The organism is Nitrospina gracilis Nb-211 (genome assembly GCF_021845525.1).
In the GTDB taxonomy this organism is placed as follows: Bacteria; Nitrospinota; Nitrospinia; order Nitrospinales; family Nitrospinaceae; genus Nitrospina; species Nitrospina gracilis_A.
The window spans coordinates 1,575,069-1,588,106 of record NZ_JAKJKD010000001.1 but is presented as its reverse complement, the minus strand read 5'-3'; the positions used below and the strand labels follow the sequence as shown (position 1 = coordinate 1,588,106).

10 protein-coding genes are annotated in these 13,038 nt (G+C 54.6%); 7 read left to right on the top strand and 3 right to left on the bottom strand.

The window, feature by feature from the left end; translation table 11 throughout:
- Positions 1-16: 16 nt before the first annotated feature.
- Positions 17-685, bottom strand: coding sequence for a precorrin-2 dehydrogenase/sirohydrochlorin ferrochelatase family protein (locus J2S31_RS07515; RefSeq protein ID WP_237098467.1), 669 nt, complete (start codon positions 683-685; stop codon positions 17-19).
- The gene (locus J2S31_RS07510; RefSeq protein WP_237098466.1) at positions 675-2,198 is read right to left on the bottom strand and encodes a tetratricopeptide repeat protein; all 1,524 of its coding nucleotides are present in this window, start codon (positions 2,196-2,198) and stop codon (positions 675-677) included. The genes J2S31_RS07515 and J2S31_RS07510 overlap by 11 nt, the downstream gene beginning before the upstream one ends.
- Before the next feature lie 198 nt (positions 2,199-2,396).
- Between J2S31_RS07510 and J2S31_RS07505 the strand changes: the two genes are divergently transcribed.
- The 7 genes from J2S31_RS07505 to J2S31_RS07475 all read left to right on the top strand — a co-directional run bounded on the left by J2S31_RS07505 (position 2,397) and on the right by J2S31_RS07475 (position 12,381).
- Positions 2,397-2,663: a hypothetical protein gene (locus tag J2S31_RS07505; protein WP_237098465.1), complete on the top strand. Its 267-nt coding sequence runs from the start codon at positions 2,397-2,399 to the stop codon at positions 2,661-2,663.
- Between the two features lie 94 nt (positions 2,664-2,757).
- Positions 2,758-4,053 carry a TolC family protein gene (locus J2S31_RS07500; RefSeq protein ID WP_237098464.1) on the top strand — a complete coding sequence of 432 codons (1,296 nt, stop codon included), beginning with the start codon at positions 2,758-2,760 and terminating at the stop codon, positions 4,051-4,053.
- Between the two features lie 4 nt (positions 4,054-4,057).
- Positions 4,058-5,719 carry an efflux RND transporter periplasmic adaptor subunit gene (locus tag J2S31_RS07495; protein WP_237098463.1) on the top strand — a complete coding sequence of 554 codons (1,662 nt, stop codon included), beginning with the start codon at positions 4,058-4,060 and terminating at the stop codon, positions 5,717-5,719.
- 44 nt (positions 5,720-5,763) lie between these two features.
- Positions 5,764-8,961, top strand: a complete 3,198-nt coding sequence (locus tag J2S31_RS07490; protein WP_237098462.1) for an efflux RND transporter permease subunit — start codon at positions 5,764-5,766, stop codon at positions 8,959-8,961.
- Complete coding sequence (locus J2S31_RS07485; protein ID WP_237098461.1) at positions 8,897-9,481, top strand: hypothetical protein; 585 nt, start codon at positions 8,897-8,899, stop codon at positions 9,479-9,481. The genes J2S31_RS07490 and J2S31_RS07485 overlap by 65 nt, the downstream gene beginning before the upstream one ends.
- A 74-nt stretch (positions 9,482-9,555) precedes the next feature.
- Entirely contained in the window at positions 9,556-10,521 is a 966-nt protein-coding gene (locus J2S31_RS07480) for an AAA family ATPase (protein ID WP_237098460.1), read from the top strand.
- 12 nt (positions 10,522-10,533) lie between these two features.
- Complete coding sequence (locus tag J2S31_RS07475; protein ID WP_237098459.1) at positions 10,534-12,381, top strand: hypothetical protein; 1,848 nt, start codon at positions 10,534-10,536, stop codon at positions 12,379-12,381.
- On the opposite strand, the gene tenA is transcribed toward J2S31_RS07475, so the two are convergent.
- On the bottom strand, positions 12,369-13,037 hold the full coding sequence (tenA, locus tag J2S31_RS07470; RefSeq protein WP_237098458.1) for a thiaminase II: 669 nt from the start codon (positions 13,035-13,037) through the stop codon (positions 12,369-12,371). The two genes, J2S31_RS07475 and tenA, sit on opposite strands and share 13 nt — an antisense overlap.
- Position 13,038: the final 1 nt, after the last annotated feature.

The window sequence follows — 13,038 nt, the reverse complement described above, 5'->3', positions numbered from 1 at the left end:
CCCGGCGCCCTCACCTTCAATCCTCGTTAAAAGTGAATTTCTCCAGCCGTTGCCGGGCAAAGTATTCCGCTTCATCCAGGCTTCCCCGTTCCAGAAAGCTTTGAATTTCAGGGTCGATCAGCAGGCTTTGTAGAAATTCCTTACGCCGCTTGGTTTCCTTCAACGTCTCCTTGGCCAGTTTGCGCATGCGCTCCTGCAGGACAACCTGAAAAAGGTCGACGCGGGTGATGGTTTGCCGCAGGATCGGTTCCAGGCGCTGACGGAAAGTTCCCGCCATCAGAGGACTCTTCCCACTGGTGGAAATGGCGACCTTCACATTGTCGTCGAGCGAAATCACTGACGGATGACTGAAGTCGCTCACTTCCGGATCGTCCACCGCATACACATAACACCCCATTTCCAACCCGGATTTCACCAGTTCCCGGTTGAGATCCCGCGAATCGGTCGCGGCCATGACCAGGATCAATCGATCGTAGTTTTTCAGAAACTCCCCATTTTCCACGATCATGAGCGTGCACTGGAGCCGGCCTTCCCGTTCCCACTTGCGAATGGAATCGGAGATGCGATCCGCGACGATGATGATTTCACAATCCTGTCCCAATAGAGCTTCCACTTTGCGCGTGGCTTCCCATCCCGCGCCGATCACGACCACCTGCTTGTTCTTCAGATTGAGATCAATCAACATGGTTCGAATTTTCCTTTCCGGAAACTTGGAAACAGTTGTCGATGCTGAAACGTTCGGCTTCCGCTTTGCCGATCTCCTTCAAAACCGCCACGCCTTCCCTGCATTGGTAGAAAGGGAATTCCAGATACAGCCGCCCTACCGTGTACTGCGCGTTCAGGTACTGGGATCGGTCGAACCCGGTCTGCAACACATAATTCCGGGCCGGGCGCAGGCGGTCCCATTGCCATTGTGCCTCGGGCGCCACCATCTCCTGCTTTGCCAGGAACCGGGCAATGCTGTCTGCCATCACCATATGGCCGTTGATGTTGGGATGCACGTGTTCGAGGAACAGGTCCCGGCCAGGCAAGCCGTTTTTCGAAACCGCTTCGACCCTGGGCACCAGATCCAGGACGGGGACTCCCTCCTCACCGCCGACATCTTTCACAATCTGGTTGAAACGAAGACAGGCACGCAGGTGCAAACGGTCGTGCTCGCGCGCCTGCTCGTAATGAAACTTCGCCTTCTCTATCTGGTTCAACCGATCGTAAGTCCGCCCCAGTTGATAGTGCGCCGCCGCGTAGTGTTCGTCCTGCTGAACGGCGGCACGGAAATGCTTCAAGGCGGCTTGATACTGTTCCTGATCCAGTGCATCCCGGCCCTGTTTCATCGAATCCTCCAAAAGCTGACGTTGACCGGGAGGAATGCCATCGGAAAACTCGGAACGGATGGGAGCAAAATCCCGCAGGTTGGACACCAGGGTGAGAAGCAGAACCTGTATGCCCCGCACCTTTGCTTTTTTCACAAGGTCTTTCAGGTTGGCTTTGTAATTGCGTTCCGCCTCCGCATGCAAGGGTTCGTCCCACACCGTGTTTTCCTCGGACAACATGGCGCGGAACAGATTCACCTGGCTTTCGCGATTGGCATCCTCCCGGTTCCGGGATTTCAGCCACAGGCCCATGCGCTCCAGCGCCAGGTACACCCGCGAGTGAAACAGGAAGGTGGCAAGACGGATCACTCCCCGGTTCTGGCCATAATTGACAGCCGAGTTGACGCCGAAGTGCCCGATGAATTCATTGTGCCCGCTGTACACCACCAGCAGGTCCGGTTCGTAATCCATCAATTGCGATGCGAGGTCGAGAATGCCGAAACTGCTGAGCGCATCGTAACCGGCGTTGACCACCTCCACCCGTTTGCCGGGAAGCACGTCATTGAGGATGCCCTGCAACAACCCGGAGTAACTGATGCGGCGGTCCGTGTAGGGAAACCCGCGGGTGGTGGAAGCCCCCACCATGAAGATGCGGTACACGCCGGGCTGTTTCTTGCGGGTGAACTCGGTATCCTCGTACCACGGCTGATTGGTGAACAGTTTGCTGATGTTGACGGGCAGATGCTGGAAATAATGAATGGCGACATACTGTGTGTTGAGCGACACCTTGCCTTCATCCTGCGGCCGGGTGCCGGAAACCACGAACTCGAACTGGTCGCCGAATCCACTCAGGCGCAGTCCCCCCTCAAGCAGAAGCAGCAGTGCCACCCCCACCCCTAATGAGACAAGGCTTTTAAATAATAAGGAATTACGAAGTCGAGACCACATGTGGATCAGTGATTGATTGCTCGTGAAAATGGGTTTTCGTGCAAACCGGAATTCCGGTAATAGAAGGACTCATAATCAACATGTCTTGACAAGATTACCCAATCAGAACTAAATTAGGTTGGAAAGGATTTCCAACTGATGAGCTTTAAATTCAAACATATCGGCTCGGTCATGGTGCTGGTTGCGATGCTTTTCCTTTGGTGCCAGTCAGCGCAGGCCATGATGATGCCGGAAGCCAACATGATGGATTGCAGTCAGACCATGATGTGTGGCGTGTGTGCGGTCGCTCTCCAGTCCGTTTCTCCCACATTGAATTCGCCGCCACCGGAAATCCGCATGGCTTTCACGATCATTCCCCAAATGCCGGAACCCCACCCGGTGCCACTGTATCATCCGCCTCGATAACACGGACGATTTCTCCATATAGAAACGCAATCATTGTAGCCCATTTGGGCTAAATTTTCCCGTGGCGAAATCATGCCCGGATCAGGAGGAGTCCATGTACCGATACTGGTTTGTTGTGGCCGCATTGTGCCTTGCGCCGTCTTTGGGGCTGGCTGAGGACAGTCCACACCCTATTTTCAAAATCACATTAAACAGTTTCATTCAGGAGGCGCTTCAAAACAACCCTGAATTGGCGGAGGTTCGTCAGAAAATCAACGTCCTGAAGGAAATCCCGCCGCAACGAGAATCTTTGGCAGACCCCATGGTGATGCTGGGCCTCATGAATCTGCCGGTGGACACCTTCTCTTTCCGGCAGGAGGCAATGACCCAGAAACAGATCGAGGTGACTCAGGCGCTCCCCTACCCCGGCAAATTGAACCTCCGTTCCAAAGAGGCCCTTCAGGATGTGCGCATCGCGGAGCAGACTCTGCACGACCTGGAACTGGCTATCATCCGGCAGGTAAAAACGTCTTTTTATGAAATCTGCTTCCTTCGGGCCGCCCTCGACACCACCCGGCAAAATAAAATCCTGCTGGAGCAATTCGTAACCATTGCCGAATCCAAGTACGCCGTGGGAAAAGGAATCCAGCAGGATGTTCTGCAGGCGCAGGTGGAATTATCAAAAATTCTTGATCGGCTGATAGAACTCCAGCAGATGAAGGATCAGGAAACCGCTCGCCTGAACACATTGATGGACCGTCTTCCCCAGGCGCCTCTGCATATTCCTCATGGCATCACGCAAACGCCGTTTCATTACACGGTGGAAGACTTGCAAATGCTGGCGGAGAAAAACCGGCCGGCACTCAAGGAAATTCAAGAAGCCATCGAAAAAATGAAAGTACGCAGGGAACTGGCGGAGAAAGAATACTACCCGGACTTCCAGGTGGGCTTCCGTTATGGCCAGCGTCAGGATTCGCCTTTCAACGATCGTCCCGATTTCGTATCGGGCTTTGTCGGAGTCAACATTCCTATCTGGCAAAAAACGAAGCAGGATAGAAAGGTGGCGGAGGAAAATTACCGGATCTCCGTTCTCAGGGAATCGTATCGCAAGGTCCGCAACAAGATTTTCATGGAAATCAAAATGCTGATGGACAAGGAAAAGAAAAACCGGGAGCTCATCCAACTGGTGAAAACAGGCATCATCCCCCAGGCCAAACAATCGCTGGAATCGGCGCTGGCGGCTTACAGCGTGGACAAGGTGGACTTTCTCACTCTGATTGACAACCAGGTCACCCTGCTCAACTGGGAGATCAAATACCATCGCGAATTGACTCACTATGAACAGAACCTGGCCACATTGGAAAGCCTGGTGGGGAAAAGCCTCATTGATTTGAATAAAACAGAACGGTGAAACCATGACCGACGAAGAAACAAACAACAAACCGCCTGAAGAAAGCAAAAAAGACGACGAAGGCGCCGCAGGCGGAAAGGCTTCGGATTCCGAATCCAAACCGGATGGAGAGGAGATCCTGTTCCCTCTTGTAAAACAGCTGGAAATCAAAGCCGAGCTTCCCCCCGAACAGAAGCGTTTCCGTTGGCTCAACCTGGTGCTATTGTTCGTTTTGGTGGCGGGTTTTTATTTTATCGGGCTTTTGACCGGACCATCGCAATGGGAAAACACCAAACGCGCTTTTTCTGAATTCATTTCATTCTCCAAGGAGCGGATCATCCCCATCAAAAACGAAGTGGCCGAATACATTGAGGAGAAAATCCAAAGGCCCGAGACCCCACAAGGCGCCAAGCGGGAAGGTTCGGGAACGGAAAAGCAGACGGCTCCCATGCCGGGGATGAAGCAGGAAAAGGAAGGCAGAAAGGTCAAATACTGGCAGGCCCCGATGGACCCCAGTTACAAACGGGACAAACCCGGGAAAAGCCCAATGGGCATGGATCTCATCCCGGTTTATGAAGACGAGACGGAAGATTCCGCAATAAAAATTAACCCGACAGTCGTGCAAAACATAGGCGTCAAAACGGAAAAAGTAAGAGTCCGGAAACTCACCCATGAAATCCGCACCACCGGCACTCTCACTTATGACGAGAGGAAGGTACATCATATCCATACCAAATTCGGTGGCTGGATTGAGAAACTGTACGTCGATTTTACCGGGCAGGAGGTGGAAAACGACGACGTGCTCATGGAAATTTACAGCCCGGATCTTGTGACCACCCAGGAGGAGTTCCTGCTCGCATTGAAATACAAGGAATCTTTAAAGAACAGCGAATTTCCGGATATCACCCGCGGTGCAAACACATTGCTTGAGACCACTCGAAAGCGCCTCAAGCTGTTTGATGTCGCGGAGCATCAGATTGAAGAGCTGGCTCAAACCCGGCAAATCAAGAAGACCATGCACATTCACTCCCCCGTCCGGGGTTTTGTGGTTAAAAAGACGGCCCAGGAAGGGATGTTTGTGGAACCCGGGAAAAGCCTTTACACCATTGCTGACCTTTCCAATATCTGGGTGATGGCCGACATTTATGAATACGAACAGCCTTGGGTGAAAATCGGCCAGGAAGCAACGATGAACCTGCCTTACTTTCCCGGAAAGCAGTTCAAGGGCAAAGTGACGTACATCGACCCGTTCCTCGATCCCAAAACCCGAACCATCAAAGTCCGCATGGAGTTTGAAAATCCCGAATGGACCCTCAAGCCGGACATGTACGCCAACGTCACCTTGAAATCTCCTCTGGCCAAGGAGGGAGTGGCGGTCCCGGAGCAGGCGGTGATCCGTTCCGGAGAAATGGATATGGTCGTGGTTCAGAACAAAGAAGGACGGTTCGAAACCAGGCAGGTGGCACTGGGGGTGGAAGCCGACGGATACTACCAGGTGCTCAAAGGATTGAAATCGGGTGAAACGGTGGTGACTTCATCCGGTTTTCTGATCGATTCCGAAAGTCGGCTGAGGGAAGCCATGGACAAACTGGACAGTACGGAAGAATCGGGGCAGAAGGAAAGCAAAAAGAAAGCCGGCAAACTCGAATTGAAACTGGATAACACGAAAACCGCTCATCAGCACTGACCGTGTGACATCCGTTACCTGGAAATCATGATGCGGAGAGAACGATGTTGAAACGAATCATAGGCGCTTCCCTCAAAAACCGGTTCCTGGTTTTGCTTGGCGCACTCGGGATTTTTGTCTGGGGTGTGTATTCCATGAAGACCATCAATCTGGACGCCATTCCGGACTTGAGCGACGTGCAGGTCATCGTTTTCACGGAGTACCCCGGCCAGGCGCCGCAGATTATCGAAGACCAGATCACCTATCCTCTCACCACCACCATGCTGGCGGTGCCCTATGCCAAGGTGGTCCGGGGCTATTCATACTTTGGCCTGTCGTTTGTGTACATCATCTTTGAAGACGGAACCGATTTGTACTGGGCGCGGAGCCGGGTTCTGGAACAACTGAATTTCATCTCCAAAAGACTGCCGCAGGGCGTCACCCCTTCGCTGGGCCCCGATGCCACCGGCGTCGGCTGGGTTTACCAGTACGCGTTGGTGGACCGCACCGGCCAGCATGACCTTTCGGAATTGAGATCCATCCAGGATTGGTTTTTGCGGTACGAACTGCAAACGGTTCCCGGTGTGTCCGAGGTGGCGAGCATCGGCGGTTATGTGAAGCAATACCAGGTGGAGGTCGATCCCAACAAACTGAAGGCTTACGATATTCCACTCACAAAAGTAAAGCATGCGATCCAGCGCAGTAATAACGATGTCGGCGGCCGGTTGCTGGAAATGTCCGAAACGGAGTACATGGTCCGCGGCCTGGGATACATCAAAAAAATCGAAGACATCGAGAACATTCCGTTGGGCGTGGATCCTCAGGGAACACCCATCCTGATGCGGGATGTTGGACGCGTGCAACTGGGACCGGAGCTGCGGCGCGGACTTGCAGAATTGAATGGCGAAGGGGAAACGGTGGGCGGAATCATCGTGCAGCGTTTCGGTGAAAACGCCATGGACGTCATCCACAAGGTCAAACACAAACTGGATCAATTGAAAAAGGGCCTGCCGGACGGTGTGGAAGTCATCGAGGTGTACGACCGGTCCAAGTTGATACAACGCGCCATCGACAACCTGAAAGAAAAGCTCATCGAAGAAAGCGTCGCCGTGGCCCTGATCAGTATTTTCTTTCTTCTGCATCTCCGGTCCTCGCTGGTGGCCATCATCACCATCCCGATGGGCGTCCTCATGGCGTTCATCGTCATGAAATACCAGGGCCTGAATGCGAATATCATGTCGTTGGGCGGGATTGCCATCGCCATCGGCGCCATGATCGACGGCGCCATCGTGATGATCGAAAACGCGCACAAGCATCTGGAACGCGATCATGGCAAGAAAAATCACTGGCAGATCATTTACGAGGCGGCGGCGGAAGTGGGACCCGCGCTGTTTTACAGCCTGCTGATCATCACGGTTTCTTTCTTACCGGTATTCACGCTGGAGGCGCAGGAGGGACGTATGTTCTCTCCCCTTGCGTTCACCAAGACATACTCCATGGCCGCCTCCGCCATTCTGGCGATCACCCTGGTTCCCGTCATCATGGGTTATTTCATACGGGGCCGCATTCTTCCGGAAAAGAAAAATCCCATCACCTGGTTGCTGGAAAACCTGTTCCGGCCCGTTCTCTGGCTCGTTCTGCGGATGAAGACGGTCATCATCCTGGTGGCGGTATTGATCGTGCTCGCCACTCTGATTCCCCTGCAAAAACTCGGCTCGGAGTTCATGCCACCGCTGGATGAAGGCAACCTGCTGTACATGCCCACCACTTTGCCGGGCATTTCCATCACCAAAGCCCGCCAGCTTTTACAGCAAACAGACAAGATCATCCGCCAGTTTCCGGAAGTCAAAACGGTTTTCGGAAAAATAGGCCGGGCGGAGACGGCCACCGACCCTGCCCCGCTGAGCATGATCGAAACCACCATCACCCTCAAGCCCAAGTCCGCCTGGCGACCTGGAGTGACAACGGATACCTTGATCGAGGAAATGGATGCGGCTTTACAGATTCCCGGAATCACCAACGTATGGACCATGCCCATTAAAAACCGTATCTCCATGTTGTCCACGGGGATCAAAACCCCGGTCGGCATCAAACTCGCCGGGGACAATCTGAAAACCTTGCAGGAGTTGGGACAGAGAATCGAAGCCATCATCCGCAACGTTCCCGGAACCGCGAGCGTGTATTCGGAGCGCGTGGTTGGCGGAAATTACTTCGATTTTGTCATCGACCGCAAACAGGCCGCCCGCTACGGATTGACCGTAGGCGACATACAGGACACCATTCAAACCGCGATCGGCGGCATGAACATCACCACGACCATCGAGGGGCTGGAGCGCTATCCCGTCAACCTGCGTTACAGCCGGGGACTGCGCGATAACATCAGCCGCTTGGAACGGGTCCTGATTCCCACTCCGCGCGGCGAACACATCCCCATGGCACAGGTGGCCAGAATAGAAATCAAAAAAGGCCCCCCGGTCATCAAAACCGAAAACGCGCGGTTGAATGCCTGGATTTATATCGACATCAAAAATATCGACGTGGGAACGTATGTGCAAAGGGCGCAAGGCATATTGAACCAGAGGATTTCCTTGCCGGCGGGCTACAACCTGATCTGGAGCGGCCAATACGAGTACATGGAACGGGCCAAGAAACGATTGCAGTTCATCGTCCCCGTCACTCTGTTTGTCATCTTCGTTCTGCTCTATCTGAATTTTCGCAACATGACGGAAAGCCTGATCGTCATGCTCTCCATGCCCTTTGCGTTGGTAGGTGGCATCTGGTATTTGTATTTTCTCCATTACGAACTCAGTGTTGCCGTAGGAGTGGGATTCATCGCGCTGGCAGGGGTGGCGGCGGAGATCGGTGTTCTCGTTCTGGTCTATATCGACCAGACCTACAAGCTGAAACGGCAGGAAGGAAATATTCGCTCGAAAGCGGACATCCGCGATGCCGTTCTGCAAGGCACATCGGAGCGGGTGCGACCCATCCTGATGACGGTGGTGTCCACGGTGGGTGGCCTGTTGCCCATCATGCTGGGAACCGGCACCGGCTCGGATATGATGAAGCGCATCGCCGCACCCATGGTGGGCGGCATGATTTCCGCCACGCTGTTGACCCTGATTGTTTTGCCTGCACTCTATAACCTGATTCTCGAAATCCGATTCAAACGGGATTCGATATTAAATGAAGAGGTTTCTAATGAAACAAAAATGCTTCCTGATGATTCTCAGCGTGTGGATACTACTTTGCATTCCACTCATTGAGACCGGCCATGCTCATGTGATACCGGAGGACGAACTCCGCAACAAGGTGTACCTCAGCAAACTGGATGCCTTGAAAGCGGTGTTCAAAGGAGTGAACAAGATCAAACACCGAAAAAGCCATCTGACTGAATCAAAAATTCAAAAGATCGAGGCATTGACCGGACAGACTCCCTCCAATTCCCGTCTGGATTATTATTATGCCACCCGCAATGACGGGAAAAATCTCTATGCTTTCATCGCTACGGCCGAGTCCAATTCCCATCCGCCATCGAGAGCGGTGTTCATCACTCTGGTCGATGGCCAGGGTTCCGTGCAGGATGTCAAAATCATGGAGTACAAGGGACCTCAAAGGGCCGAAATCATTTCTTCTTCATTTTTAGATCAGTTTATCGGGAAAACGGCGAAATCCAGCTTTGCCACCATCTCCTCAAACCAGGGGAGATCCCTTCCCGTGCGGTCGCTGGCCCAGGCCATCCATCACATCGCGGCCAAGGTGCTGGTGCTGACGGGGAAGCATTGAACGCATCCCAGTCGCCTTGACACCCATCGATTCCAAACGTATTCTTGAATCGAAATTCAACTCGATCGAGGCTTATGAAGGACGACGTCAAAAGCACCAATATAAAGCATGAGACCGCCACCATCGGCGGCATTCACCTGACCCTGAGCCCCCACGATGACAGTGAGGTGACCTGGATAGGCCAGGAGGAAATCCTGCGCCAGATTCTCGCCTGCTGGATGGTGGTGGCGGAAAAGGATCTGCCGCTGTCGCCGCGCATCATCGGCATGCCGGGCATCGGCAAAACCACGCTCTGCATGGTGGCCGCGCATAAGCGCAGCCAGCCACTCTACATTTTTCAATGCACCAGCGACACACGTCCCGAGGATCTGCTGGTCACGCCCGTTCTGGCCGAGAACGGCCGTATCTCGTACCACGCCTCGCCTCTGGTCACGGCCATGATCCAGGGCGGCATCTGCATTCTGGACGAAGGCAACCGAATGAACGAGAAAAGTTGGGCATCGCTTGCGCCTCTTCTCGACCACCGGCGCTACGTCGAGTCCATCATTGCAGGCATCCAGATCAAGGCGCACCCGGAGTTCCGTGCCTGCGTCACCATGAATAACGACGAATCCACCTTTGAGATTCCCGACTACATTCTGTCGCGCCTGCAACCGACCTTGCAGTTGCAGATGCCGTCACAGCAAGATGAAATGGCGATTCTGAAATATCACCTGCCTTTCGCTGAAGAAGACCTGCTCGACATGACCGTGCGGTTCCTGCAAAGGTCGCATCAGTTGGACCTCGACTTCTCCCCGCGCGACGGCATTCACATCCTCCAATACGCGATCAAGCGATTGAAGCAGGACCAGGATCACCCCATCTCCAAAGACGCCATCTGGAGCGAAGCGGTGGAAAAGGTGCTGGGCGAAGAGGCGTTGAACCTCGACCGGCTGGCGGAACGCAAAAGCCGCGCCCTGGGCAACGACCGCCTGCCGATGGGGTTGGGCGATTTCTTTTTCGGCGACGACAACCCCCTGCATCCCGATATGGATCGCTGAGGAAATTTAAAAATGACCGCCCCGGCTCCTGCAACGCATGACGTGTTTGCCCTGGGTGAGCGCATCCAGGTGCTTCCGGTCGTACACGGAAGCGGCCACTTCACCCGCGAAGTGCGGCAACGCCTGCTCGCGTCCGGGTGCGACTGCCTCGCCGTGTGCCTGCCGCCGGAATACGAACCCACGGTTCTGCGCGGACTCGATCTGCTTCCCGCCATCACCATCAGTTGCGTGGAAGAGGAAGACGGCACCGTCACCTACGTTCCCATCGATCCCTCACAACCCGTCGTCATGGCGCTCCGCATCGCAAGGCAGGAAAACATTCCCTGCGAGTTCATCGACCTGAGCGTGCAAAACTACCAGCCGCGCAGCATGGATTTTCCGGACACCGGCGCGCTTCAACAGATGTCGATGGAAAAGTTCGCGGTCAGCATGCTTCTCTTCCTGCCAAAACCGGAAAAGGACAGCCAGGCCGATCTGCGTTGCCGCTGGATGGCGCATCAACTCCACCGGCTGGAGATCGAACGCAAAAAAGTTCTCTTTATCTGTTCCATCCTCGACTGGCCGTGGATCAAGCGGGCGTACGACGAACGTGCTCCCTACCCCAAACCGGAGAGGCCGCCGCAATCCCCGACGCTGTATAGTGTGCACCCGGACACCTTGTTTTTCGCCCTCAGCGAGTTTCCGTACATCACTTACCTGTATGAACACCGGCGGCAGACCATGCGCTCCGACAAAAACGTCGCCATCGACGGGGTGAAGGAAATCCTCATCCGGGCGCGCGAACGTTTTCTGCAGAAACACAAAGTGCGGTATCACAACCTGACGCAACAGAGTTTCCAGATATTTCTCCAGTACGTGCGCAACCTGACGTTAATGGAACACCGCCTGACGCCGGACCTCTACACGCTGGCGATGGCAGCCAAGCAGATCGGCGGCGATCCCTTCGCCATCGCACTGGTCGAGGCGGCGCGGGAGTATCCTTATCAGAAAGGCGCGGACGAGCTCGATTCCGTGGCCCTGGGCATCGATCAGGCCACATTCGGCGACGACGATCCGGTGACCATGAAAAACCGCCTGTCGGAGACCGCACTCGTATGGCGCACGCTGAACCTGAAACCGGAACCTGACAAGCTGAAGCAACAGGACTACCGCTACAGGTGGAACCCTTACGGCCAGTGTTCATGGCCGCCGGAAGACGAGAAAATCGAAAACCTCAACTCGCACATCCGCGAACAGACACGCCATCTTCTGGCGCACGACCTGGCACGCACGGAAAAATTCACCACCTCGGTGAAGGACGGCATCGACCTGCGCGACACCCTGCGCAACTGGCACACGGGCGATATTTACGTGAAAGAGATTCCGCCCTCGCGCGGCAACGTGGAGGTGGTGGTGATGCTGTTCGAGATGGAACCGCAGACGGACCGCTACGGCTGGCGGCAGACCTGGTACGCCGAGCACGAAAACGAATCGACGTTGTGCTTCTTCGCCACCAGCTACATGGAAAACCTGATCGGCCCCGGCATTGGTGAGGCCACCTATGGCGGATGCATGTTGATTTATCCGCCCCGGCCCATCCCCAATATTTGGGAAGATCCGCGCCTTTCAATGGGAGAGACCTTGGAGGAGAAACTGTTGGAGGCGGCGTTGTTCCATTCGCAGGAACGGCATGTGGCGGTGGTTTCGCCGGGCGCGCCGCCCGCATCGTGGCGACGCATGGCGCGTCACTATAAAAAGCGCATCATCCACATTCCATTAAAACGCCTGTCGGCGCAGACCATCGAACGCGTGCGCCGCTTCCATGTTCTAAATGGCAAACACATCCGTTCCTACGCCACGCGCTTCATTCAGGAACTGTGAAGCGACGCGGACGCCCATGTCCGCATGTGATATGCGCAATCCCAGAACATCCATTCCAACTGCGTTGACTTGATGAACGCATCCATCATCGCCTCGCGTGTGGGCGCATTCACTCCCTCGGCCACGCGGTCGGTGAGGTCGATGGCCTGATCGACCACAGCGCTGAACTCCGGGCTTGAATACATGTCGATCCAGTTCTGATAAGTATTGTCGGGCTTGGCGTTTTTATGGATGTGCAGTCCCACCTCGCGATAAATCCAGAAACAGGGAAGCAATGCGGCGATGCCGACTTCGTAACTTTCGTGCGATGCGGTGGACAGCAGAAACTTCGTGTAAGTGAAGCAACCCGGCTCGCGTTCGGCGTCGAGCTGGATCTTGAAGAAGTCGAAATAGAATTGGTGCAAGGACCGCTCAGCGACGATCGCGCCTTTGGAGAAGTCGAGAAGTAGCACGATATCGTCCGGTGTCGGCGCTTTCGAGGCGGCGATGGCCAGGGCGCGAGCAAAGTCTTCGAGGTACAGCGAGTCCTGTTTCATGTAGAACTGAAAACGTTCTTCCTTCAGCGTGCCCTCCCCCAGTTCCCTGTTGAACGGATGGTCGAGGATGTCCTGGTATATGCCGGTGATGGAAGCCCAGGCGTCTTGCGTGAATGACATG